Below are 25,437 nucleotides of genomic sequence, written 5' to 3'. Positions count from 1 at the left end.
CAGGTGGCAAATATCCAAGAGATCGCACGGCTTGCAGGCGTTTCTACGGCAACGGTTTCACGCGTAATTAATCGGCACCCCTATGTAAACGATTTAACGAGAGAAAGAGTCTTAAAAATCATTGAACAGTTAGATTATGTACCCAATTCCAATGCGAAATCTTTAAAAAAAGGCATGACCCGGATCATTGGGGTTATCGCCGTTTCATACAGTACACTGTTAATGTCGCTCATACGCTCATTTCATACGATTGCCCAAAAATACGGATTTAACATCATGCTTTTCATGACTAACGGAGACTGCGATAAGGAACTTGAAGCTCTTGAAATGTTGCGCAGCAAGCAGTTGGACGCCCTGCTTTGCCTGCTCCGCACGAATGAGTGGGATATCATCGAATCCTACACGAAATACGGACCGATTGTAACTTGGCAACGTCTCACCAGTGACACTATACCGTCCGTTTTTATGGATCAATATCAAGGCTACATGCTTGGCCTCGAATATCTGTACGCAAAAGGCTACCGTAAAATTTTAAACGTATACTCGTCAAAAGGGCTGAATACCCTGGAGCGCATCAGAGCGTATAGGGATTTTATTCAAAAACATGGACTGAATGATAGCGGCTTCCCGCAATTTCACAATAAAATGACCATTCACGATGGAGAAGAAGTAGCGCGGTGGTGGATAAAGCAAATGGACAAGCCGGAGGCGATTTCCTGCTCGACCGATGAGGTAGCGGCAGGGATTTTAACGGAGCTGCGGCGCGCCGGATTTTCGGTACCAGATGATGTGGGCATTATGGGATTCGATAATACAGACATCGCCCACCTGCTGGATCTGACAACCATCCATTATCCCGTAGATAAACAAGCAGAGAATGCATTTAATATTATTAAGGGGATGCTGGAGCAATCCGTCCTTAAACTGCATTCTCTGGAGTTTAACGTGGTTGAGCGAAGATCTACATAGGTTTAAGAAGAGGGCCCGGACTCCTTCCATATCATCCATTTGGTTTCAAGCATTTCTGTTGATTTAAGTAACGCAATGGTATAGGCGTCCCGCGCGCTTTCATTATGGAGGTCGGAAGTGTGAAATTGCTCGATCTTTTTCCCGTCTTTCATCACTAAAATATCATTGCACAGTCCGGGCACAAGCGAGAGGTCATGGGTAATGAACAGAAGAGACAACCCTTGTTCCCGCTGAATGGACTTAAGCAGTTCGATGATCCGCTGCTGCAATACGATATCAAGGTTCGAGACGATTTCATCACAGATCAATAGTTTGGGATGAATGATCAGCGCTTTGGCCAGGCAGGCTCTTTGGTACTGTCCCCCGCTTAATTTGCCCGGGCGGTATCTAAGCAGTTCCTCCCGAAGCCCCACCTTGCCCAAGTACTCCAGGATTCTGTTTTTACGTTCCGCTCTATTCAAGGTTGTAAAGTTCTTTAACGGTTCTTCCAGACACTGAAACAAGCTCAGCGCTGGGTTTAAGGTTGAGGCTGTATTTTGAAAAACAATCTGAATATCGCGATACCATGCTTTATACGCTTTGATTCCTTTGCGGGGCAAGTGTTGCCCGTTAAAAATAATTTGTCCCGAAGTCGGCTGCTTTAAGGCCATAATCAACTGGGCCAGCGTGGATTTGCCGCTGCCGCTCTCGCCTACGATGGCTAGGGACCCCCCATCTTCAATCGCAAAATTAATGTCATTCAGAATTTGCCTTCCATTCATTTCTTTGAATAACTGCCCCACTTCAAGCATTCGGGCCGGCACCTCCTTTGCTAAGGAGTCTTTGCGATCGGTACCTGCATAATTGTTTTGTATATTCATGCTCGGGTTGTCCTAATATTCGTTTGGCGCTTCCCTGCTCGATGATTTCTCCGTCACGCATCACACCGATCGTATCCGCAAGATAACTTGCCAGAAGTACATCATGCGTAATAAACAACATACTCATGTTCAGCTCCAATATCAGATGATGCAATAAGGAGATGACTTCAGCCTGGGTGGTGACATCAAGCGCGCTCGTCGGCTCATCGGCGATGACTTCAGGCTTTAACAGTAGCGCCATCGCAATCATGACACGCTGATTCATTCCGCCGCTCAGCTCATGAGGATAACTTTTCATCACATGGGCCGTATCTTTCAAAAGCACTTGAGACAACATCTTTTCCGCTTGTTGCTCAGCCTCATGCCTCGATACCGGTAAATGGCTAAGCATAAGATCACCTAATTGTCTGCCAATCGGGAGCGCTGGATGCAACGCTTGTTCAGGGTGCTGAAAAATGACGCCCACCTGTCTCCCCCTGATTTTGCGCCAGTCCTTTTGGGATAAAGATTTCAGGTTTTGGCCGCGCAACAGGATATCGCCTGACATTTGCAGACCGGCAGGCAGCATTCCTAAAATGGCTTTGCTGGTTAACGTCTTGCCGCTTCCGCTTTCCCCCAATAAACAGTAAGTTTCCCCAGGCTTCAAACAAAAACTGCTGTTATGAACCAGCGATTGACCATTTGCGTTTCTAATATTCAGATGTTTTATTTCTACTGCGGCATCCATTATCTCCCCCTCCTGAGCCTTTCGCCAACAATCTGGAATGAACAGGCGGTCAGAAAAATCATCATGCCCGGGAAAAACCCCATCCATGGCGCAACTTGCAAATAATTTTTCCCATCCAACAACATTACCCCCCATTCGGGTGAAGGCGGCTGCGCGCCAATTCCCAAGAAGGATAAACCGGATAAAGTCAAAATCACCTTGCTTACATCCAGAATCAGCATGGTTCCAAGCTGCGGGGCGATATTCGGGATCATGTGCCGGATTATCGTTCTCATGCCAAACGATCCGCTTACCCTGCTGGCCATAATATATGGCTCCTTTTTCACATCATGGATCAGACCGCGAATTAATCTTACGTATTTGGCCCACCAGGAAAGAATCACCGCCAAATACACATTCTCCATGCCAAAACCGAGAAAGCCAACCACTACAATAGTAAGCAGGACATTCGGCAAGGCCGTAAAAATATCCGTCACGCTCATCATCAACAGATCAAGTTTATTCCCCCAAAAAGCGCTCAGCGCGCCAACGAACAGTCCAATCAACATAACGACGCTGAGAACTATGAAAACGGGGAACACGGAGTCGCTGATCCCGTGAATCACGCGGCTTAACAAATCTCTTCCCAGATAATCCGTCCCAAACGGATGCGAGAGGCTTGGGGGAAGGAGCTTTTCTTGATGATTGGTTTGGAACGGGTCATACGGTGAAATCCACGATGCGCTCAGCCCGGCAATCATAAGAACCACAATAAACAACAAAGCTGCTGCTGGAAGTTTATTCGCCCGAACGAGGTTCATCATAGTTCCCACCTCTGTTTATCAAGATGAACACGCGGATCGGCCAAAAAATAAAGGACATCGGTCACAAAATGAAACACAAATATAAAAGCGGCCACCAGCAGCGCGCTCCCCTGAATGACGGGAAAATCACGGCGGTAAATGGCCTCGAGCATATATTTGCTAAACCCCGGAAAACTAAAAATCGTTTCCGTGATGATCGAGGCTCCAAAAAAGCTTGGCAAGCTAGTCGTGATTAACGTCATTATCGGGATGAACATGGCGCGGAATAAATAAGCCGGATAAAAAATAGCGGGCCGCAAACCTCTGGCTTTTGCCGCTTCAATATAAGAGAATTTGCTGTATTGAACGGTGTATGAGCGTACCATCCGAATGAAGTAAACGCTTTGGACCAGGGAAATCGTCGTTACCGGAAGCACATAATGCTGTGCGGAAGAGCTTCCGACAACCGGAAGAATCGGCCAGATCACACCGAAAGCATACATCAGCAGAATAGCAAGCCAGTATAAGGGGATCGACAGCCCTAAAATCGTTACCGAATAAACCACGCGATCCGGAATCGAGCCTGCATTTAACCCTAACCAAATGCCTGCCGGTATTGAAACAGACACCGTAAGCAAAAAGGAGCCGGCAATCAGTCTGAACGTCGGTTCTAAACGGTTCATGATTTCGTGTAATACCGGTTCGCCGGACATAAAAGAATTTCCCAATTCTCCTTGGAATATCTGAACAACCCAAGCCATGTATTGCTGAATAAACGATTGATCAAGCCCCCATTGCGCCTGCAAATGAGCCACCAACGATTGCTCCGGCACCGCTCCAATGTTTAGCAGCATCATCGACGCCGGATCCCCCGGCGCCAGACGCATTAGTGTGAAGACGAACAATGAAAACAGGGCAAACGTGAGCACTAACATCAACAGACGATGGGTAATGGACCGCAGCATTATTGTGCTTCTTTCCTTAAGTGATGCCACTTCAAAGGATCGTCTTCTATAGCATTAAAAGTAAAGCCGGCAAGTTCGCGCGTATGAACAAAGGTCTGCTTGGCGTAGTAAATCGGCACCGACATCGCTTCCTCGTGCATACGAAGAAACACTTGGTCAAAAAGCGCCTGCTGCTTCTCCGCCGAGACGGTGGAAGCAATCTGATCCAGCAGGTTCGACAGTTGATGGTCTTGATAAGCAACGCCCGGCGTAGATGGCGAACTGTAGAATAAAGAAGACAGGAATCGATACGGCAATTGCGCATCCGTATAAGTCCGATACATAAGCAGGTCATAATCCTTGCTGCTCCATAACGTATCGTAGTAAGCGGCCCGTTCCTGATTCACGATGCTCACTTGGATGCCTATCTGCTTCATGTTGTCTTGAAAAATTTCCGCCATCTCTTTCCACTCCGGATATTCTTCCGTTTGAATCACCAATCGCAGCTGCAGGACTTGTCCATCTTTCTCATAAGCCTGCTTTTTCTCATTCCATTCATAGCCCGAGGCCGCGATCAGTTGTTTTGCCTTCTCCGGGTTATAAGGGTAGAACGGCTGGTTATCGTCCGTGACAAAGGCGACTTTCTCTTGAAACAACCCTTTGACCGGACCACCGCTTCCATCTGCAAATTTACTCGCATCATTTCCGTAATTGATCGCCTGGCGTATATTTTTATCCGACAGAGCCGCATTGTTTTGATTGATCACCAAAAAATAGGACATGGTACTGGTGCCCGTCTCTACCGCATATTTGTCGTTATTTTGAAAAATACGGAGACTTTCCGCCGGAATATTGCCCACTTCCCCGCCCGCAAGATCTACCTCTCCGGATTGCAGCGCGAGCACCCTGGCCTGCGGATCCGTAATGACTCGAAAAACAAGCGAATACGCCGACGGTTGCTCCAACCAATAATGTTCGTTTGCAACCAGAACCGTCTCGACTCCTTGCCGATAGCTGCCTATTTTCCAGGGACCCGTGCCGATCGCTTGGTGAAATTCTCCATTCACATCTCCCGCAGGAGTTACCGCGTTTGGACTCATGATCCGAAAAGGCCTGGCCTGGCTAAGCTCATACAAGACTTGAGTCGCGGTTTCTTTAAACGTAAGTACGACGGTGTTGTCATTAGGGGTTTCTATTTTTGTCAGCAAACGGGAGATTTCATTCGTAGCGTTCTCTTCTCTGCCGACCGCCCGCTCCAAAGAAAACTTAACAGCCGCAGAATTCAATGGACTGCCGTCCGAGAATTTCACTTGTTGCCTTAGCTGAAAAGTATAGGTCTTTCCGTCAGCGGAGATTTCCCATGATTCGGCCAAGCCGGGAACAATTTTGCCTCCTCCTTCATATCCCACCAGCGCATCATATATAGCGGCATGCACATGCCGTGCTCCATTGTAGGTCGCGGCATCCAGTTTATCTCCTTCCGTATCCTGGGTTACCGCTACAACAATTTGTTTGTTTGCTTCATGGCCGGCATCGGAAACCGGGCTTTTGGCTTGTGAGCACCCAACAAGCAACAACAACGTCAAAACGGCGGCAACACTGAAACCATATCTGCTAAACATCCCTATTCCTCCTACTTCTTCTTCTTCGATGTTGGTGATTAAACTGCTGCAATGATCATGACCACTTGCATACGGAGTAATCTTTGTATATTATTAATCGTAATAGTTACGATTTGCAACATATTTTTTAAATAAAGGAGACCAGGTTGATGAGTGAGCATAAACTTACAGAGCAATATCGTGATTATTGGGACAAAGGAGCAGCGGTGTATGATGAAATCGTAGATACCGAATTTGCATCGGATACATATGATCAATGGAAAGCGATCCTGAGTAATCTTTTATCCGGAAAACGGAATTTAAAGATCCTGGATGTTGGAACGGGGCCCGGATTTTTTGCGGTTTTGCTTAGCCGTATGGGGCACTTGGTTACCGCCATTGATTCCTCGCCTGAAATGGTGGCTAGAGCTAGGCAAAATGAGCAAAAATACAACTGCAATATCCAAATTATTGAGACGGATATCATAGATTACAAGACTGAAGAAACCTTTGATATCATCATTTCCAGGAATGTCACTTGGTTCCTATACAACCCTGTTGCGGCTTATCAAAATTGGCATGGGATGCTTAACGACGGGGGCCAAGTTATTATTTTCGATGCAAATTGGAATTTGTTTTTGAGTAATCCTCAAGAAGCAGAGCTTTTCAGCAAAGCCAAGGAGGAGGCGATCGAGTTGGGTTACTTGCCGTACCGCGAAGAGAAAGACATCGAGGAAGGAGATCAACTGGCGCTTACCTTGCCGTTGACTTATGTAAGAAGACCGGGATGGGACAGCGAAATGCTTAAGTTTATTGGCTTTACCAAAATCCAAATCCATGAAGGGTTCGATGCTGGGTTCTATAGCGCTGGAGAAAAAATCCTAAACCGCCACCGGCCTATGTTCGCCATCGTTGCCGAAAAATAGACGCCTTGCGGCGTCTATTTGCGGCTCTGACTCTAATCCGGGCCTGCCGGCTTCCATATCCCAAGTACCCTTCCCATCCCTTCCAAATGCGTTATTCTTAGGTAAACGTAATCATCCGTATCATAATATAAAATTAAGCCAGCCATTTGCTGAAAGTGTTCCGGGTTGAACTCGATCTCCGTTTCAGCCTCGCAGCAAAAGGCTTGCTGACGGCTTGTCATAAATAAGTTCGACCGGCTTGCCTATCGGTTTCATGCTTTCAGGATTTGGACCGGATCTTTTGTCCTGAAAAAAGGGCTCAAAACCGAGAGCAGCGCTTGACGAAAATTATGACTTTGGCTCTATTGATTCCAAGATGCCGGACTGAGGTGGCTGTCTATAGCGTTCGTGTCTTGGTGTCCCTGCATGTTGCCTTGCACGATTATCCCTTTCGTTCAGAGGCAAGGGGGGCTTGTGTACAGGATAAAGAAAAAATGAGGCGGTTCAGGTGATCTTCTTCTCCCGAATATAGCTCCTTCTCCTGAATTTATCTTCTTCTCTGCTTCCTGATCAAATGGGATAATCGTGCAAAGCGTCCGGACAGCGGATGTTGATCTGCCGACCAACCCACCAGCCTTCCCTGTCCTCAACGCCCATCTGCACTTTTGCGTATCATTCTTTAGCACGCCAAACCCGAACGGGCCCGATCAGTCCGCTTGGTTCCTGCTGCGCAAAGGACGACAAGAAGTCGCGCTGTTCTTTCACCAACGTATTCGTAACTTCAATGATCAGCTTGTTATTGCCCTTCTTAAGCAGACCGTTGATCTCCAGGCGGTAAGGCAGACAGATGCGGACACCTGCGTACTCGCCGTTTAACCATACTTCTGCCGTCTCATAAACCTCGCCTAAATCCAGCAAAGCCCCGTTCGCGGATTCGTCCCACTCAAATTCCGTTTCATAACAGAAGGTGCCCGTAAATCGCGGCAAACCATCAGGCCCGCTCATATTCGGTAGAGCCGTTACCTTTCCCCATTCCTGGAAACGAGGATATGCTTCAGCTTTAGCAAGGGATATCGTCCATTCTCCTGCAAGCTCAATACCCGAACCCGTTGCATCCTGCGGCAAGGCGGCGGTATATCCATCAAGGTCAGCCCCATGGAGCAGCACGATCGATTCATATGGAGAAAGAACTAGCTGTACCACTTTCGCACCGGTCCCCCCATCAGAATCCAAACGGGTGAGCCGATTCAGAAAAGCGTCATAGGCATATACAGCGCCTTGGACAGGCAAAACCAGCTTCGTGCGAATCGTTTGCTGCGGGTGTTCGTTAAAGAACATAAACACATCCAAATCGTCATGGCTGTAGTGATAATTCCGCAAAAACGGCTCATATTGGCTAACTCTAATATCAAAATGTCCATCTGTAATAAGGTCTTGCGCCAGTTTATCCAATAAAACGATCTGCACATTCCGCTGACCGGCAAGCTCGGACAGTTCGGCGGATACATCCTCCCCCTCGCTCGATCTTAGCGGCAACCCGTCAACAAAGCGAACGGCCAGCCCCTGTTCCGCAAACTCGGCCAAACGCCGAACCGTCGCCGCCGGAAGCGCTTCTGCATAAGGTACGATCAAGCACTCATAATCCTCGCGATGGACATGCAGCTTGCCGACTTCACGCTGGCCGCTTCCAAAAGAACATCGATGGGCAAAACGTCGCAGTCGATCTGATGCTGCATCAATTTTTTCACCGGCTTTTGAAAATACATCGCTTTCCCGGACCATTCGGCTTCGGCGTGATACACGACGGCCGCGGTCGCCACATGCCTTCCTTCTGAAATCAAATGACTGATCCGATTAATATACCGGTTTAAATGCTTGTAGTAACGGTACTGCGGATTTTTCCCGCTCGCGTACATATGCGGCGGGCAGTCCGGATCCGGAAAAGCTTTTTGGGTAAAAGCATGCGGGACAAAATGGTTGACGCCGCGAACCAGCATATGGTCGGTGAGCCATTTCATCAGCTTTAACCCTTCCGTCCAGCCATACGCCCCATACAGCTCGCACATCGTCCGGCCTTGTTTTTTCGGATCGATATGTCCGAGCGACACGCCAAGCTTAGCGAGGCCATAGTGGTAATACCGGTCACCATAAGTTGTACAGCATATGAGGGTTGATCTGGTTCTGGAGGGCGATGAATTTGGCTTTGCGATGCTTGATCTCCCCGATATACACATCCTCAATCAAGGTGCGGATCGTTACGATCATCTTGTTATAGCTATTAACCAGGCTGCCGATCTCGTCATTGGCCTGCTTTTTCTCGATGGGCAGGTATTGGCCTAGTTCCGCTTGCTTCATGCTCTTACGGAGCGCCTTGATCGGCCTCGTGATCGTATAGCTTAATCCAAACGACATGAGCGTGATGATCAAACAGCTTGCCAGGATCACGATCACGGTCACCCCTTGGATCTGATTGATCTTGGCCAGAAGCTTTTCGCGGGGGATCTCCGTCCTGACCAACAAATTACCGAGTTCGGTATTTCCCGTCAAAATAATCCTGTTCTTTCCGCCTTTATCCTTGGTATAAGCCCCGCCGCTGAATTCCAATACCTGCTGCCAGGACAGCCGGCCGCTGGCGGCGTCGGATTACGCTTACAACGATAAGCGGAATAACGCAAATGAGCAGGTATCCTAACATTAATTTGTTTTGGAACCTCATGTTTTTTATCCTCAAAACCGCCTTGCGGATCCAATGGTTATGCTCCATATCCGAGTCCTTCCTTGAATTAGTGTCTCATATTGCCGAAAACCCACTCTCCACCATTTTACCATATGAATTGTATCCGCTTTCAAAATTTGATTATATCCCTTGTTAAAATTAAATAAAGAGGACAGTTTTAAGTTCGTGCCCGGTCATTTTTGGGATATATGATGCGGAATATATTGGAGTTTCCATTAAGCTATGGTACGATTTATTCATCAAAATTATTTTATAAATGACTATACAAAAAACATGATTTCCAGGGAGTTAAGCATGAATTCTTCTAAACCATATCATCAGACCGCTACATCTATTCCGCACTTGCGCAGATTGCAAACGGCAATTATTTTAGGAAGTTTGTCAGCATTTGGCCCTTTATCATTGGACATGTATCTTCCAGCCTTGCCCAGCCTTGCAAACGACCTCCATACCAATGCCTCCATGGCACAGATGAGTCTTACTGCCTGTTTGTTAGGCTTGGCCATTGGCCAGTTGATTGCTGGACCCGTTAGTGATGCTTACGGAAGACGCAAACCTTTGATATTCTCAATGATTTTATATAGTATTAGTTCAGTATTATGCGTATTAGCGCCTACAATTTCAGTCCTTATTCTTTTTCGGCTTATTCAAGGGTTAGCTGGCGCGGCTGGAATTGTGATATCAAGGGCTATAGTACGTGATATGTATTCCGGTTCGGAATTAACCAAATTTTTCTCGCTATTAATGTTGGTTAATGGAGCTGCACCTATTTTGGCTCCGATTTTTGGCGGGCAATTGTTAAATTTCTTTTCCTGGAGAGGTGTTTTTGTCTCACTTAGCATTATCGGTGTGATTTTATTGCTGTCAGTGCTGTTAAGCCTTCCTGAAACATTGCCGCGCTTGAAACGTCAGAGTGGTGAGCTTAAACAAGTACTCTCAACATTTAGCCGGCTAATTAAAGATCGCCACTTTCTTGGTTATTGCCTTGCCCAAGGTTTAGTAGCCGCCGGGATGTTTGCTTATATTTCCGCTTCATCCTTTGTACTGCAAAATTTATTTCATGTATCCGAACAAATTTACAGCTTAATATTCGCTATGAACGGTTTAGGGATTATTATTGCCAGTCAACTTACAGGAAAAGCAGCCGGGAAAATAAAGGAGACAACGCTATTCAAATTCGGTATATACCTTGCTGCAGTCTCCTCGTTAGTATTATTGATAACTATCTTATTGGGGGCCAATTTAATTTTGTTCTTAATGCCACTCTTTTTTGTTGTGGCCTGTGTGGGAATCGTCGGTACCTCCGGATTTACACTAGCGATGCAGAGTCAAAGTAAGGCGGCTGGGAGTGCTTCCGCATTATTGGGATTGCTGCCTTATATATTGGGGGCGTTAGTTGCTCCGTTAGTTGGATTAGCCGGTGAGCAAAATGCCGTTCCCATGGGAATAGTCATTTTTTGCGCCAATCTTGGTGCATTGCTGTGTTATCTGCTTATGGTACAAAAAAACAGCTAACTGTTTTTTTGTATATGTCATGCTGGTTCAAAATAACGCTGAATCGCATGGCCGGCATCCTTACATAGGTTGCCGGCCATGATTTTTTATTTAAGTTTATAAGCTATCATCTTTAAGGAAAAAGATGGCCCCTGATCCATACGGGAGCCATCTCTTTACAGTCTAGCGGTGTTCCCGCCTCGTTCTATTTACTTAGTGCCCGGTACTTGGATACATAGGCTTCCGCCAATTCCATGATTTGGTCGTAGCGGCCTTGCTTCGCCGGAGCCGTAAGGTTGCTGCCGATCCCGACGGCGATACAGCCAGCCTTAAGCCACTGTTCCATATTTTCCAGATCAACGCCGCCTGTTGGCATAATGCTGACATGCGGCATCGGGCCTTTAACGGCCTTGACGAAGTCGGGACCGAAAGCGCTGCCCGGGAACAATTTCAGGACGTCAACCCCCAGCTTCAACGCCTCCTTGATTTCGCCCAGCGTCAGAAAGCCCGGCATATAAGGAATTCCGTAGAGGTTGCAAAGCTGCGCCGTTTCCTTGTCAAACGACGGACTGACCACAAATTCCGCACCCGCTAGAATGGCAATCCGCGCCGTAACCGGATCAAGCACGGTACCGGCGCCGATGACCGCCTGCTTTCCATACTCGGATACCAACCGGCGGATGGCTTCTTCCGCGCCCGGCGTCGTGAACGTCACTTCTATATTGGTTAAGCCGCCTTCAATACAGGCTGCAGACATTTTACAGGCATCTTCCGCATTTTCTGCCCGGATTACCGCTACTACACCGCATTTCTGTAAATTTCCCAACACCTTTAACTTTTTCATAGAACTCTTCTCCTTTGCACATAATAAAATTTACTAAATTATTTTATCAAAATGAAATTATAATTTACTAATTTCTGCTTCAACTTGATACTAAACACAATTATTGGCTCCGTCAATGCTTTTTTATAGTTCCCGTAAAAATCAGTAAAAACGGCTGATTAATGATCAATCACATTTGCATCCCCATGGTAAATGTAAAGACCGGCATTGTACAAAACCGGTTTATATGATATTTTGAGGGTAATTAGTCTTTAGGGGGAATCTTACATGTCAAAAGCTTTGGCCGCCGTCACTTTCGGCGAACCGATGGTCATGTTCCGCGCCGATGAGGTCGGCGAACTTCACGAAGCTGCTTCTTTCTCCAAAGCACTGGCTGGAGCCGAAAGCAATGTGGCGACCGGTCTCTGCCGTCTCGGTCACCCAACCGGCTATGTCACGAAGCTTGGAGAGGATAGCCTCGGGCGATTTATTCTGGATACCCAGAACCGAGAGGGCATCGACACCTCCAGGGTAAAGCTAACTCATGAGAAACCGACCGGCCTGCTTCTAAAATCCAGAGTACTAAACGGTGATCCGAAGGTGGAATATTACCGTAAAGGGTCCGCAGCTTCCACGCTTGGTATCGCCGACTTTGACCCGGCTTACTTTGCCTCAGCCGGTCATCTGCACGTTACGGGTATTTCGGCCGCGCTCTCACCATCCATGCTGGAATTCTCGCGCCATGCCATGGACTACATGAAAAATCAAAACCGGACAATATCCTTTGATCCCAATCTGCGGCCGGTATTATGGAACGACCAGGAGACGATGATTCGGACGATCAACGAGCTGGCCTGCCGTTCCGACTGGTTTTTTCCCGGCATCGGCGAAGGGCGCCTGTTAACCGGGTTGGAGGAGCCTGAGGATATTGCCGATTTCTATCTCAAACAGGGCGTCTCGCTGGTCGTCATCAAAATGGGGCCAGGCGGGGCTTTCTACAAGAGTTCACAAGGCCACGGCTTTGTGCCGGGCTTTAAAGTGGAGCGGGTTGTCGATACAGTCGGCGCGGGCGACGGATTCGCCGCCGGCGTGATTAGCGGACTATTGGAGAAGCTGGAAGTCCAGTCGGCTGTCTCCAGGGGGAATGCGATCGGCGCGCTGGCGGTTATGTCACCGGGCGACTCGGACGGCCTGCCAAGCCGTGCTGAATTGGAGGCATTTATGGCATCCGCTGTAACTGTCAGCTAAATCACTATATTAAAAGGACTTTGACCTCCAATGCTGAGGAAGTCAAAGTCCTTTTAAGTTCTTGCCGGCTTTACCGAATCTCCATTTTTTTCACCGACTCCCCACGTCGAAGCGCGGGTGGAAAACGGTACGTAATAGGTATCGGTCTGTCCCGATCCTCGATGCCGGAAAGAATGACTTTAGCGGCTTGAACCCCCATCTCATGGGTGGGCTGACAAATCGTTGTGATAGCTGGATTGTAGATGCGGGCAAAGCCGGCATCGTCTATGCCAATGACCGACAGCCGCTCGGGAATGGAAACCCCCAGCCGGTTGGAGGCCTTCAATAGCTCGGCCAGCACAATATCATTGCCGGCGATCAGCGACGTCGGCGGCTCCGGAAGCGCCATTAGTTCCGAGAGCCGGGCTCCGATCTCCTGCGCCGGGGCACTCACAAGATATTCTTCTCGCAGCGGCAAGCCCGCCTCCTCCATTGCCTTGCGGAATCCGCCAAGCCGCTCTTTGCGCGGAGTAATCCCCTGCTCCCCAAGCGGCAGCGTCATCATGCCAATCCGGGTATGCCCGTTATGAACCAGCTCTTCTACTCCCATCTTGGCGGCGATTTCGTTATCAAGCAGCAGGCTTTGGGTACTGACGCCGTCAACTAGCCGGTCAATGAAAACGAACGGCATCTCCAGTTCGTCAAGACGGCTGTAGGCAGAGGACTGATGCCCCGTGGGGAACACAATCAAACCGTCAACCTGTCTGGCAATCAGTGTTTCAATATAGAGCTGCTCCTTCTCCGGATTTTCGTCAGCATTGCAGATCAAAACCTGAATCCCCTGGTTCTGCAGCTCACTTTCGATGGCTCTAACGCACTGGATAGACAAAGTATAGTCAAGATCTGCCACAATGACCCCGACGAGATGAGTGCGATTCTGCTTCAAGCTGCGAGCAAGGCCGTTCGGCCGATAATCCAATTCCTCAATGACTTCGGCGATCCGCTGCCGCGTCGCTTCGCTCATATACTTATACCGCTGGTTCAAGTACTGGGATATTGTACTTTTGGAAACGCCGGCCCTACGGGCGACATCGTCGATAGTCAGCTTTTTCATCATCAAAGCTCCGCTCTTTCCAAATAAGTTTTGTGCAAAAACAGTCCATATCCTCCATAATAACACAGATTGCGGTCCGGATAGCCCTAAAGTAAAAAAAGCCCTTCTTTCACAGCACGATGCAGGACATGCCTTGTTTGTCCCTACCTCAGTCTGTTTCCGGAAAGGCTTCCAAATATACGAACTTATTTCAAATATTTATCCAGCGTTTTACGTACGGCCCCAGGAGCTTCCAACATTTCATAGAACATGTTTTCAATTTTCTCCCCAAGTCCGGTCGAGTACAAAGGAACGCCAAAAATCTTCTCATCCTCAAGAATGGCGTGGACTCCCGAGGTTTTATCGCCTAGTTTCACCCCTCCCAAATGCCCCTGCAGCGTTTCCAAAAGCGGGTCCGGACTTAAAGCGAACGGCTTGCCTTCATCGTCCACACCCAACAAGTAACGGCACCAGACGGCGATCGCTAACGGGATGGCCGTAAGTTTAGCCGGATCAAGGTCCTCACGGCAAATGTAGGATTTGATCGTTTCACCGAAACGGATGCCCACTTTCTGCGAGGTATCGGTCGCGATCCGCTGCGGGGTGTCGGGAATAAACGGATTCGAGAAACGTTCCTGCAGCACTTCGTCCAGAAACTGTTTGGGACTCAGGATGCCGGGGTCGACCACGACCGGCAGCCCTTCGGTGTAACCTATGGTTTCCACGAACCTGCGTAGCGTACTGTCCTTCATCTCATCCGCAATTAACGTAAACCCTAGAAGACAGCCGGATACGGCGAGTGCGGTATGGAGGGGATTCAAGCAGGTTGTGACCTTCATCGTTTCCACTTTGTTGACGGTATCCCTGTCCGTGAAAATAATCCCGGCTTCCTCAAGCGGTGGGCGGCCGTTTGCAAACTTGTCCTCGATCACCAGATATTCACTGATCTCCGCATTGACGAAAGGCGCGGTATACGTGTTCTTGGAGGTGACGATCACATCCATATCGCCGATCCCCTGCTCCAAAAGCGCCGCCTGCACCGTTTCCGAGGGACGTGGCGTGATTTTATCGATCATCGACAGCGGGAACGTAATTTTGTGCTCATCTTCAAGATAGCCGATGAATCCGCCTTCAACCAAGCCTCTCTTCGCCCACTCTTTGGCCATCGTCAAGACGGCTTGCTTTAACTTGTCTCCGTTATGGGAGCAATTGTCCATGCTGACAAATGTCATCGGATACCGGCCTTTCAAATAACGGCGGTAAACCAGCGAGGCGACGAGGCTCATGGCATGAACTTGCCGCCCTGGACCTGGACCGTTTTCAATATCCTTCTCCACGATGCCGAGGTACCGGCCGTCCGGTCCTGTCAGGGAATAGCCCTTTTCCGTAATGGTGAAACTGGCCATTTGCAGACTCGGCTGCTCAAAGATTTCGATCAGGCGGCTGTAATCCGCTGCCCGATTTTTGTCCGCGGCAAGGGCTTCGACAATGCTGCCGACCACTTTCTTCTGAAACTCGCCGCGCGCGTTCATCAGCACCAGCAGCGTCAGATTGTCGTAAGGCTTGTAGACCTTGTCGATCATCTCAAAATCAAACGATTCCGCGGCGATAATTCCGGTATCCGCTTGGCCGCTGTCCAGCAGCTTTTGATGGGCATTCGCCACAAATCCCCGGAAGATGTTGCCTGCGCCAAAATGGACCCACTGCGGATTGACTTGCGTATTCTTCGCTACCGTCTCCAGCTCGAACTTCGGCAGCCCAACGCCCGCCGCTTCCCAGGCGGATTGACCAGCCTTCAGACTTTCCCGGCTAAGACGCAGCATTATTTTGCCTCCCTAGCCTTTTCCAGGCTGTCCCAAACGCCCAGCAAATACATCACGCCCAGCGCCCGGTCATACAGGCCATAGCCCGGACGGCAGTTCTTCTCTTCTCCCCACAAATGCCGCCCGTGATCGGGACGTACATAACCGGTGTATCCGTTTTCGTGATAGGCTTTCACAACTTCCGCGACATCTACGCTGCCATCACGCCCGCGATGGGACACCTCGATAAAATCTCCGTTATCAAACACTTTCACATTACGGATATGGGCAAAATGAATCCGGTCATGGAACTCGCGGATCATCGCCGGCAGATCGTTTTCCGGATTCGTTCCCAGCGAACCCGTGCAGAAGGTGAGGCCGTTATACGGGCTGTCCACGGCGTCCAGCATGCGGCGGATCGTGTCCCGGCTGCGGATAATGCGCGGCAGGCCAAAGATCGGCCAAGCCGGATCATCGGGATGAATCGCCATTTTGATATCCACTTCTTCACATACCGGAATAATGCGCTCCAAAAAGTACTTCAGGTTCTCAAACAGCTTTTCTTCCGTCACATCCGCATAGGCGGCGAACAACTCATCCAGCTTCGCCAGCCTTTCCGGCTCCCAGCCCGGCATCGTGAATTCTCCGGCCCCTTTCAGAATCCGGTCCACCATCTCTCGCGGATTATCCGTAATGGCAGCCTTTTCATAAAAGAGCGCGTTCGAGCCATCCGGGAGCTCCTTATACAGTTCCGTACGCGTCCAGTCAAAAACCGGCATGAAATTATAGCAGATCACCTTAACGCCAACCTTGGCCAACTTGCGGATGGTGTCGATATAGATGTCAATATATTTGTCGCGTGTCGGCAAGCCGATTTTGATATCATCATGAACGTTGACGCTCTCCACAACTGCGGTGCTGAAGCCTTTGCTTGTGATCTGATCCGCCACTTCCTGAATCCGCTCCATTTCCCATACTTCCCCGGCCACCTTGTCATGCAAAGACCAGACGATGCCCATCACCCCGGGAATTTGCCGAATATGGTCAAGCGTAATATTGTCGTTCCCTTCCCCATACCAGCGCCATGTCATATTCATTCCAACGATCTCCTCCTTCTTGTATACAAGATTGAATTGATCATAAAATACAAGATTGAGAAGCGTCTGTAAGATTTATCACCCGGCCCGAATTTCATTTGTGTTAACATGATGTATACTAGATAACACAAAAACCAAAGCTGGAGCAGGAGTCAACATGTCCATTAAAGATGAGATCATGAAGTCACTAAAAACCGAAATCCTTACCCTAGAGCTAAAACCCGGCGCCATTCTAAGCGAGACCGCCCTGTCCGAACGTTTCCGAATCTCCAGGACCCCGCTTCGCGATGTGCTGAAACAGCTCAGTCTGGAATCCTATATCGATATCTATCCTAAAAAAGGCAACCTTGTTTCCTTTATTGATTTGGAGTCGGTCGAACAGATTATTTATTTGCGAAGCGTGCTCGAAAAAGAAATCATCAAAGATTTGTCTTCCCACCTCCCGCTCAAAGGGGTTCATGAGCTCAGGGAGATCCTGGACAAGCAGCAGGCCGTCATCGATGGAGACGAAGATAGCGAACGGTTTCTGGGCCTGGATGATGCCTTTCACCAAGCCCTGTTTCGGCTGGCCGGGCGGGAGTTCCTGTGGAATTTGATTCAGCAGTCCAATGTCCATTACGCCAGATACCGCAGACTGCATATGTTGAGGAAGGAAAAGCTGGTGGAAATCCATACAGAGCATCAAACCATTCTCGAATTTATGATGCATAAGGAACTGGATAAGCTTGACGAACTGATCGATCATCATCTGAGGGAGGATATCAATTCACGGTACTTGCAGGAGAATTTTTCGGAGTATATTAAGGCTTAAACCTTTTTCATATCAAAAGCGGGGATTTAAATCGGGGTGAGCAACGATAACCATGATGTTCATGACCATCATCCTTTCGTGTAAGGTTTGGTGGAATGCTCCCCCATTATTGTCGAGAAAATCATATTTGAAAAGTACGCAGTTTTATCGTACTCAGTACGGTAAACCATACTGAGTACGGAAAAGGATAGTACTTTAACATTTCCATCGATTCTGTTAAAGTATCCTGTAGTAACGGAAATCTTCACCGGAGAGGGGCGTACAAATGCAAACCAAAATACGAGACGCAAATACGACCCAAGGCATTCTGGCTACGCTCGATGTGATCGGCGGCAAGTGGAAGCCCCTGATTCTGTTCATTCTTCTGAATGAAGGAACCCAGCGGTTCGGAGAATTGAGACGTCTGCTGCCCGGCGTTACACAAGGAATGCTCACGAATCAGCTTAGAGAGCTGGAACGCGATGGGCTTATCGACCGCCGCATTTATCAAGAAATTCCGCCTAAGGTCGAATATTCAATCTCCGAGCACGGGCAAACGCTGGCGGCAGTGCTTGGCGATATGTGCGGCTGGGGCTTCAAGCATTTGGAATATATAGGAAGTTTGAAGAAATAACGGAGCGAGGCGGCGGAGCGGCGGGCTACTGTTGCTGCCCCCCCTGATAGGCCGTTTCATCCTGACGCACCTTGCGTCCCGCTGCCTTGGCTAGCTCAAGCAGTTTTGTTGCGTCATCCTGGGGTTTGTATCCGATCAGTTCCTCCAGGTAATCTATGTCGTAATAGTTATCGCTATTGGCGGAAGTGCCGTACAGATTCAAATACTTCAGCTTGTCATCAGCTTCAATGCAGCAAACGATCAGTCGAAGCATGTCACGCTCGGATATCCAGATATGCCCCGCACGTTCGGAATGAGGACGGTCGTCCCCCGGAAAGTTGCCAATACGAATATTGAACGAAGAGATCTTGCCTTGGTCCGAATAAAGCCGGCCCAGAAGTTCGATATAACATTTGCTTAGCCCGTAAAAGCTATCCGGACGGTACGGATCATCGGGATTTACCTTCTCGTCCGTCTTATAAAAACCGGTCGCATGATTGGAACTGGCGAATACAATCCGGCGCACGCCATTTTGTACCGCCGCCTCAAATAACTTGTATGCCCCGCTCACATTTCCCGCCAGCACCTTGCCGAGAAAATCCCCGTTGTCCTTGATCCAGGCAAAATGGAGCACCGTGTCAACTCCTTGCGTCAGCTCTGCCAGCCGCGCTTCATCCGCGATATCCATTTGTACAATGCCTTGCTCATCGTCCGCCCGTATATCCGCTCCGACAATGTCGTACCGATTATCTTTTTGCAGCCCCTTGTAGATTACATTCCCTATAGTGCCCGCCGCTCCCGTTAATAGCAGTTTGCGTTTCATTCATTCCTAACCCCTTTCCCGCCTCATATCGAATCTTGGCGTCACGCGATTGCTGTGCTGTTAGTTATTTACCCGTTGGGAGAAGGAAATATGCAAATCGTCGTGTCTTGGTGTCCCTGCATGCTGCTTTGCACGATTATCCCTTTCGTTAAGGGGGCAAGGGTGGAGCTAGGGTAAGGGATTAATAAGGAAAAAATGAGGCGGTTCAGGTGAGATTTCCGGTTTGAAAAAGGAACGTATGTTTGGTATAATAAAATAAATAGAACGAACGTTCGTGAATTCTTGATTCGGGGGCGAGCGGATATGGAAGTCAATGCGGGAACGGAACTTCAACCATTCAGCAGCCGTTATAACAGCGAGCAGGACTGCATGGAGGCGCTGATTCCTGCTTGAGGGCGGAATCTCGGCGATGTGGCGATTCCGGCGATCCCTTACCGCCAGCTGATCGCGCGCCAACCGAATCAGCCCCTTGCGGCTGCGGCCTGATAGAAGTGCTTGATTGGTGCTGGCATTGATGCAAACGGATTCAGGTTGTATCAAGATCACGGTCTTTTCATTTTTCCCGGTGTCTAGCCCCATCCCTCCCGTCAGGTCTGCTTCACTTCTCCCAAACCTCCTTCCCACAAACCTGTCTAATGATCTCGAACATGGCTACTTCTTACAAACATATCTTCTTCTCTGAATTTATTTTCTTCTCTGCTTCCCTGATCAAACGGGATAATCGTGCAAAGCGCCCGGACAGCAGATGTTGATCTGCCGACCAACCCACCGGCCTCCCCTGCACTTATCACCAATACGAACAGAAAATTAATGGCTTTAAGCCTCAGCTTCAAATCCCTGAATCTTTGACAGTTGGATGATCCACTTGCGCACTTTCCTGAAAATCCCTCCGATAGAACAACCCGATCAAGACAGCAATTGTCGTCATAGCCGCAGCCAGCAGATATACCTGTACCATTCCAAAGCGGTCTGCATACCAACCCAGGAACAACAAAGATAAGCCAAAGCCAAGATTCGTAAGCACGTCAATCCCTGCCATCACTTTTGGGAGTTGTGCCACTGGAGCACTTGTTTGCAGCAAGGTACGGCGAATAATTCCGGCCATTTGCACCGGTAATCCTGAGACGGCAAAAAGAACAAGCGCAGCGACCGGGATCGTATTGAGAGCAAACACTACCGTAATCAGCACATACACGAACAATGCTCCCAGCATGTACAAATAACTGTTCTTTTGCAACCGTTTGACCAAACCAACAACAACCAGCCCGCCCAGAATCATACCGGAGAAAAAGGAGGCATTCATAAACCCCCACCAGCTTGCATCCTTATGCAGCACCTGAGTTACATACGCTAAAATAAATACACCAAGCCAGGAGGTTCCCCCAATGGTGTCTATACTGTCCACGATCATCAGAGAACGAATGCGGCGGTTATGCCAAATAATCCGCCACCCTTCCCCAAGTTCTTTCCAATGAGAGCCCTTGGATTCGGCTGCTGCCGGCTGAGTAGCGGGTATTGGAGATTCGGAGCTTGATCCCTGAGAATCCAGCGGATCACGAATGAACGAAGTGACCGTTGCAGCCAACAAATAACAACAGGATGCGATCAATAGCGTATTCAGTGAACCGAGCCAGGCTACAACAATCCCGCTGAGCGCCCATCCTGCACATTTAACTACTTGATCACTGACGGCTACCAAGCTGTTTGCGCGCATGAGTCCCTCACCGATAGCCAAGCGCGGGACAAGCGCATTTCGTGCCGGGTTGGTCCAGCCGTCCAGAAATGACATGCCAAACACCATCACAAAAATGAACAGAAACGACCCTTGCCCGGGCACAGTCCACAAGTAAAGAAGCAGCAGTGTAAAAATGACAAACTGCCCAAGTTGGGAGAACAGCAAAATCCGTGTGAGCCTGAATCGACTGAGAATTATAGGTGCAACCAGCCCGCTAACCACTTGGGCAGACAAACGGAACAACGGAATCAATGTGGTCTGCATTAGAGAATTGCTTGAGCTGAACACCAATACCGTAATACTCAACATGTAGATAATATCTGCAACATTGGAGATCGTCTGAGACCCCCACAGATAATAAAAAGACCGCTTGATCAAAAAAATTCCCCTTTTCTTTTGCATAGCCTTGCTGATTTTTCAATTCCTTTATATGTCAAGTTTAATATATTCTATACAAACCCTTAATTTCCCTTCTTTTATTTATAAAGGAAATTTATTGACCACTATAAGATTTCGTCAGCCCCATGTCATAAGCAATAAACTAAGTCCGGCATCCAGCCGACGAGCCAAAGGGTAGCGATTTGGGAGAACAATATTCTAAGGCAGAAAAAACCACCGGAATCCAGTTGGAACCTTGGAATCCGGTGGTTTTTGGCTGATCTGTAAATTAATCGAAGCAAAAGTCCAGTACTTATCACCAATGCGAATAGAAAACAAATTGAAAAGTTAGGAATAATGTTAGAGCATACAAAAAAGACTCATTCCTCTTCATCGGGCAGTGTTATAAAACAATGCGCAACAAATCAATGTCCGGCCGTGTATCATCGTTACTATTCTGTAAGATGTCAACTCGCTTAACCAACTCTTGGCCAACCGGTACAATGACCGGTGTAACGACAGGATAACCGGCCTGTTGAATAAGCTCGATATCAAACTCAAGCAGCAACTGGCCTTTTTTTATTTTTTCGCCGGTACCAACATGAGCTGTAAATCCTTCCCCTTTAAGCGAAACTGTGTTCATGCCAACATGGATGAGAATTTGTATTCCGGATTCATGTTCTAAAACCAGAGCGTGCTTGCTCTTCTCCATAATATGGGCCACAGTTCCATCAAAAGGGGCGATGACCTTCCCTTCATAGGGGTTAATGGCTATTCCTTCCCCCATTGCCTTGCTTGAAAATGCCTCGTCTTCCACTTCTTCAATTGAAACCACTTTTCCGATTAATGGAGCAGCAACCAACACCTCTTGGGGGGTGTTTTTCTTTTTACGTCCAAACATAAGCTTTATCCCTTCCTATTCTTGATTAGGCCTAGCCGTTCGAATTCTTCCGGCGGTGCCTCGATTTCCTTCATCTTTCCAACTAGTTTTTGGAGCATGACTTTTTCAATTTCTGGATCAGTTAACGGGTTTTCTTGCTTTGGATCTTTTTCCATATCAAACAGTAAATTTCCGATTCCGTAAGAATTAATATAGTTTTCAACAGGCAGCTGCAATACGGGCATGCCGTTGGTAAAGCGATTTCCCGGGACTAGTTTCACTTGTGACAACGAATCATCGGTAAAGAAACCCCTCATCCTTGTCATCGCCAGCGTCTGATTAACCAAAGGGCCATTATCCGGTTTAGCCGAGCTGCGCATGTACACGTATCTGCCGTCATATACGCCAACATGTCCGCCGTTGACCCCAAAAAGAATTTCAGCATGATGACCCATTTCCTCTTTGATCATGGAGATCAAAGACCTGCCGTCACGATTGGAATCATCAGAAGCATTAAAGTAATCTAATAGCGTTGCCGGTATGTCTACGGTTTGACACAATCCATCGTAAACTTTCCCGTCAATATGATCTTCTCCGGGTATATGCATAAAGAACGGAAGATGTATGATTTCTTCATACATAGGTGCAATATTTTTGCCTAGCCAGTCATGTTCTCCCAGCAGGAAGCCGTGATCCGTATTGACGATAACCAAGGTATCTTCCCACATGTTGTGATCATCCAAAAAGTCCAGCACCCGGCCCAAATGATAATCACACATGCTCAGCAATGCAGCATATTCTTTTCTCATCCCGTCGATTTGTTCATGATTACTGTCCGAATCGATTTTTTGATACTTTGGCCAAAAGGGGATGTCTTTATCTTCCTTGCAATCATATAGCTGCCGATACTTCTCCGGAACATAAAAAGGCTCATGGGGATCGAAGCATTCAATTTGCAAAAACCAGTTATCCTTATCATGATGGTGGGCAAGAAAATCCAAGCCGGCCTGAATCGTTTGAACGCTGGACATGTCCTCTTCGTTTACTTGTCTGGTTCTGTTGGCGTAATGCTGTACTGCCGAAATTCCCGTTTTATTGAAAGGGTTTTGATTATCCATGGACATTGCTTGACTGCGCGGAACCCAACGGTCGCCTTCCTGCCCTCTAAACCCCTCCCAAGTCGAATAACGGTTATGGTACGTAGCTCCGCCATCCTCGAAATAATGAGAATGATCCGTGACCAGATGACAGTAAACCCCCTTTTCTTGCAGCCTCTCAAAAACCGAGTTATCAAAGCTTTCCAGCGGCCCCCAGCCACGATGAAGGAAGTTATATCTCCCTGTATGCAGCTCTCTTCTTGCCGGCATGCATGGCATGCTTCCGCCATAAAAGTTGGCAAAAGTCACGGTTTTCTCTCTTAAACGTTCAAAGTTAGGCGCTTGTACCCAATCGTTTCCATAGTTAGGCAAAAAACTGCGGGTTAATGTATCAAACATAATCATAAGAGCTCTCATGGTTTCTCCATCCTTTTGAGTTGCTTCTTTATTTTCACGGCGGTTATTTAACGGCATTTACGCTTTTACTGTCATTCCAAAAGAAAAGGGTAAGCAAGCAAGTGACGATGAAGGCAATCGTAATTCCGATGACAGCCCCGAAAAAGCCCATGTCGAAGTTCCCGTGGTTAATGTAATTAGGCAACGCCAAAATCCCCATACCGCCGACCACATAAGCTTTGGAGCCCAGGAATCCCATTACCCCTCCACCGATGGAAGCCCCTGCAAGGGTAAAGATAAAAGGATACTTATTGGGTAACGTTATTCCATAAATGGCAGGTTCCGATATGCCAAAAATCCCCGTCGCAAAACATGGAACGCACAGCGTCTTCAGTTTGGAGTTTTTGGTTTTCAAAAAGACGCCCAGCACCGCACCCAATGTTGCGAATGGCGTTCCCAGCATTAAAGCCAGAAGCGGATCGAAGCCAAATTGGGCTATCGTTATTAAGCTAATAGGTATCAATCCCCAATGCAGGCCGAACATAACAAACACCTGCCATAATCCGCCAATAAACAAACCCGCAAGCGTTGGGTTCAAATCATATGCTCCCTTGGCCAAAAAGCCCAATATAGCTCCTAACCAGGTCGCCGCAGGACCAATAATTAAAAAAGTGAGCGGAACAATAATAATCAGGGTGGCAAAAGGCACCATAAACATTTGAATCACCTTGGGAAGCACCCTTTTTAACCATGTCTCGATTTTGGCGGCAAAGAAAACGGCTATAATTGAAGGAATAACCGATTGCGCATACTTCATTAACAAGATCGGTACTCCGAATACCTCAAAGTATACAGGGGCCTGAAAAATCGTTCCCTCAAAGAGGGTATAGATCGGTTTTCCTTCACTAAGTAAAGCGGTCAGACTTGGATAGACCAGGGAAGCTCCGATGATAATGCCCAAAATGGGTGACAATCCAAACTTGTTTGCGGAAGTATAAGCCAAGATGATCGGAAAGAAATAAAAGAAGGTATCCCCAATCGCCCATAATAAAATATAAGCCCCGGATTGCGCGGACAATACGTTCGTAGCCAATAAGACCGCCGCCAGGCCTTTGGCGATACCTGAAGCTGCTAAAAGACCTAATGCCGGTGTGAATACGCCCGAGATCACATTGATAAAGCGATCAAGTACCTTTGCCTTCTTGGCGGGTTTTTGAGCGGCTGACGCACCTTCACCTTCACCTTCACCTTCAACTGGAGCATCACCGCCTTGTTGTCTTGCCTTCACAACTTCCTTATACACATCGGCTACATGCGGCCCAATGACAACTTGATATTGCCCTCCGCTTTTTACAACCGTTACTACTCCATCTAATTGCTTTAAATCTTCTGTCTGTGCTTGCCCATCGTCGTGTAATTTAAACCTCAAGCGTGTCGCACAGTGTTCCAAACTTGAAATGTTGCCGGACCCGCCTACGTTTTTAATGATTTCCTTAGCCAGTGCTTCATAGCTCATCCTGTTTGCTCCTTCCGTAGCTGCAAGTAGTTCTAATCCGGATTAGTCGAACCATTGCATTTAAGCAAGCGCTTACGATAAACTTAGTATAAAGTCGCTGCAAACGAAAAAAAACACTTTCAAAGAACCTTGGGAAATTGTCCAACAT

Annotated in this window: 23 protein-coding genes and 1 pseudogene; 6 read left to right on the top strand and 18 right to left on the bottom strand. The window is 48.0% G+C overall.

Annotated elements, in window-relative coordinates:
* Window positions 1-3: 3 nt before the first annotated feature.
* On the top strand, window positions 4-969 hold the full coding sequence (locus EHV15_RS19590) for a LacI family DNA-binding transcriptional regulator (protein ID WP_128632677.1): 966 nt from the start codon (window positions 4-6) through the stop codon (window positions 967-969).
* Window positions 970-971: 2 nt separating this feature from the next.
* On the opposite strand, the gene EHV15_RS19585 is transcribed toward EHV15_RS19590, so the two are convergent.
* From EHV15_RS19585 to EHV15_RS19565, 5 genes are read right to left on the bottom strand one after another with little or no spacing between them, the layout of a single operon-like run.
* On the bottom strand, window positions 972-1,760 hold the full coding sequence (locus tag EHV15_RS19585) for an ABC transporter ATP-binding protein (RefSeq protein WP_178075901.1): 789 nt from the start codon (window positions 1,758-1,760) through the stop codon (window positions 972-974).
* Window positions 1,753-2,556: an ABC transporter ATP-binding protein gene (locus tag EHV15_RS19580; RefSeq protein WP_178075900.1), complete on the bottom strand. Its 804-nt coding sequence runs from the start codon at window positions 2,554-2,556 to the stop codon at window positions 1,753-1,755. The genes EHV15_RS19585 and EHV15_RS19580 overlap by 8 nt, the downstream gene beginning before the upstream one ends.
* Window positions 2,556-3,359: an ABC transporter permease gene (locus tag EHV15_RS19575; protein WP_128632674.1), complete on the bottom strand. Its 804-nt coding sequence runs from the start codon at window positions 3,357-3,359 to the stop codon at window positions 2,556-2,558. Before EHV15_RS19575 ends, EHV15_RS19580 begins: the two co-directional genes overlap by 1 nt.
* A complete protein-coding gene (locus EHV15_RS19570) occupies window positions 3,356-4,303 on the bottom strand; it encodes an ABC transporter permease (RefSeq protein ID WP_128632673.1) in 948 nt (315 codons plus the stop codon). Before EHV15_RS19570 ends, EHV15_RS19575 begins: the two co-directional genes overlap by 4 nt.
* Window positions 4,303-5,904, bottom strand: coding sequence for an ABC transporter substrate-binding protein (locus EHV15_RS19565; RefSeq protein WP_128632672.1), 1,602 nt, complete (start codon window positions 5,902-5,904; stop codon window positions 4,303-4,305). The genes EHV15_RS19570 and EHV15_RS19565 overlap by 1 nt, the downstream gene beginning before the upstream one ends.
* A gap of 149 nt (window positions 5,905-6,053) precedes the next feature.
* Between EHV15_RS19565 and EHV15_RS19560 the strand changes: the two genes are divergently transcribed.
* On the top strand, window positions 6,054-6,809 hold the full coding sequence (locus EHV15_RS19560; protein ID WP_128632671.1) for a class I SAM-dependent methyltransferase: 756 nt from the start codon (window positions 6,054-6,056) through the stop codon (window positions 6,807-6,809).
* A gap of 56 nt (window positions 6,810-6,865) precedes the next feature.
* Here EHV15_RS19560 and EHV15_RS19555 read toward each other — a convergent pair.
* The 4 genes and pseudogenes from EHV15_RS19555 to EHV15_RS19545 all read right to left on the bottom strand — a co-directional run.
* Window positions 6,866-7,048, bottom strand: a pseudogene (locus EHV15_RS19555) (beta-xylosidase family glycoside hydrolase); the annotation flags it as partial.
* Between the two features lie 412 nt (window positions 7,049-7,460).
* Window positions 7,461-8,420 (bottom strand): glycosylhydrolase-like jelly roll fold domain-containing protein, encoded by a 960-nt coding sequence (locus EHV15_RS19550; protein WP_246061685.1) that lies wholly within the window; start codon window positions 8,418-8,420, stop codon window positions 7,461-7,463.
* Complete coding sequence (locus EHV15_RS37425) at window positions 8,417-8,854, bottom strand: hypothetical protein (protein WP_246061684.1); 438 nt, start codon at window positions 8,852-8,854, stop codon at window positions 8,417-8,419. Before EHV15_RS37425 ends, EHV15_RS19550 begins: the two co-directional genes overlap by 4 nt.
* Before the next feature lie 76 nt (window positions 8,855-8,930).
* Window positions 8,931-9,392 carry a sensor histidine kinase gene (locus tag EHV15_RS19545; protein WP_342774019.1) on the bottom strand — a complete coding sequence of 154 codons (462 nt, stop codon included), beginning with the start codon at window positions 9,390-9,392 and terminating at the stop codon, window positions 8,931-8,933.
* A 427-nt stretch (window positions 9,393-9,819) separates the two neighbouring features.
* Here EHV15_RS19545 and EHV15_RS19540 point away from each other — a divergent pair, with 427 nt between their 5' ends.
* Window positions 9,820-11,040: a multidrug effflux MFS transporter gene (locus EHV15_RS19540; RefSeq protein WP_246061950.1), complete on the top strand. Its 1,221-nt coding sequence runs from the start codon at window positions 9,820-9,822 to the stop codon at window positions 11,038-11,040.
* A gap of 184 nt (window positions 11,041-11,224) precedes the next feature.
* Here EHV15_RS19540 and EHV15_RS19535 read toward each other — a convergent pair whose 3' ends face one another.
* Complete coding sequence (locus tag EHV15_RS19535) at window positions 11,225-11,863, bottom strand: bifunctional 2-keto-4-hydroxyglutarate aldolase/2-keto-3-deoxy-6-phosphogluconate aldolase (protein WP_128632669.1); 639 nt, start codon at window positions 11,861-11,863, stop codon at window positions 11,225-11,227.
* A 267-nt stretch (window positions 11,864-12,130) separates the two neighbouring features.
* Here EHV15_RS19535 and EHV15_RS19530 point away from each other — a divergent pair, with 267 nt between their 5' ends.
* Window positions 12,131-13,090, top strand: coding sequence for a sugar kinase (locus EHV15_RS19530; RefSeq protein WP_128632668.1), 960 nt, complete (start codon window positions 12,131-12,133; stop codon window positions 13,088-13,090).
* Between the two features lie 70 nt (window positions 13,091-13,160).
* Here the strand turns inward: EHV15_RS19530 and EHV15_RS19525 are convergent, their stop codons facing one another.
* From EHV15_RS19525 to uxuA, 3 genes are all read right to left on the bottom strand, one after another.
* Window positions 13,161-14,183 carry a LacI family DNA-binding transcriptional regulator gene (locus EHV15_RS19525; RefSeq protein ID WP_128635433.1) on the bottom strand — a complete coding sequence of 341 codons (1,023 nt, stop codon included), beginning with the start codon at window positions 14,181-14,183 and terminating at the stop codon, window positions 13,161-13,163.
* Between the two features lie 185 nt (window positions 14,184-14,368).
* Window positions 14,369-15,985: a mannitol dehydrogenase family protein gene (locus EHV15_RS19520; protein WP_128632667.1), complete on the bottom strand. Its 1,617-nt coding sequence runs from the start codon at window positions 15,983-15,985 to the stop codon at window positions 14,369-14,371.
* On the bottom strand, window positions 15,985-17,061 hold the full coding sequence (gene uxuA, locus EHV15_RS19515) for a mannonate dehydratase (RefSeq protein ID WP_128632666.1): 1,077 nt from the start codon (window positions 17,059-17,061) through the stop codon (window positions 15,985-15,987). The genes EHV15_RS19520 and uxuA overlap by 1 nt, the downstream gene beginning before the upstream one ends.
* Window positions 17,062-17,218: 157 nt before the next feature.
* Here uxuA and EHV15_RS19510 point away from each other — a divergent pair, with 157 nt between their 5' ends.
* Both EHV15_RS19510 and EHV15_RS19505 read left to right on the top strand, forming a co-directional pair.
* The gene (locus EHV15_RS19510; protein WP_128632665.1) at window positions 17,219-17,872 is read left to right on the top strand and encodes a GntR family transcriptional regulator; all 654 of its coding nucleotides are present in this window, start codon (window positions 17,219-17,221) and stop codon (window positions 17,870-17,872) included.
* Window positions 17,873-18,137: 265 nt separating this feature from the next.
* Window positions 18,138-18,485: a winged helix-turn-helix transcriptional regulator gene (locus tag EHV15_RS19505; protein ID WP_128632664.1), complete on the top strand. Its 348-nt coding sequence runs from the start codon at window positions 18,138-18,140 to the stop codon at window positions 18,483-18,485.
* A 25-nt stretch (window positions 18,486-18,510) separates the two neighbouring features.
* On the opposite strand, the gene EHV15_RS19500 is transcribed toward EHV15_RS19505, so the two are convergent.
* From EHV15_RS19500 to EHV15_RS19480, 5 genes are all read right to left on the bottom strand, one after another.
* Entirely contained in the window at window positions 18,511-19,287 is a 777-nt protein-coding gene (locus EHV15_RS19500; RefSeq protein WP_128632663.1) for an NAD-dependent epimerase/dehydratase family protein, read from the bottom strand.
* Between the two features lie 829 nt (window positions 19,288-20,116).
* Complete coding sequence (locus EHV15_RS19495) at window positions 20,117-21,400, bottom strand: MFS transporter (protein WP_128632662.1); 1,284 nt, start codon at window positions 21,398-21,400, stop codon at window positions 20,117-20,119.
* A gap of 403 nt (window positions 21,401-21,803) precedes the next feature.
* Window positions 21,804-22,301 (bottom strand): PTS sugar transporter subunit IIA, encoded by a 498-nt coding sequence (locus EHV15_RS19490; protein ID WP_128632661.1) that lies wholly within the window; start codon window positions 22,299-22,301, stop codon window positions 21,804-21,806.
* Between the two features lie 5 nt (window positions 22,302-22,306).
* Window positions 22,307-23,851, bottom strand: a complete 1,545-nt coding sequence (locus tag EHV15_RS19485) for a sulfatase family protein (protein WP_246061682.1) — start codon at window positions 23,849-23,851, stop codon at window positions 22,307-22,309.
* On the bottom strand, window positions 23,838-25,289 hold the full coding sequence (locus EHV15_RS19480) for a PTS transporter subunit EIIC (RefSeq protein ID WP_128632659.1): 1,452 nt from the start codon (window positions 25,287-25,289) through the stop codon (window positions 23,838-23,840). Before EHV15_RS19480 ends, EHV15_RS19485 begins: the two co-directional genes overlap by 14 nt.
* Between the last annotated feature and the right edge of the window lie 148 nt (window positions 25,290-25,437).

This window comes from Paenibacillus oralis (assembly GCF_003863965.1).
In the GTDB taxonomy this organism is placed as follows: domain Bacteria; phylum Bacillota; class Bacilli; order Paenibacillales; family Paenibacillaceae; genus Fontibacillus; species Fontibacillus oralis.
Note: the sequence above shows the minus strand (reverse complement) of the source record. Positions and strands in the feature narration are given on the sequence as shown.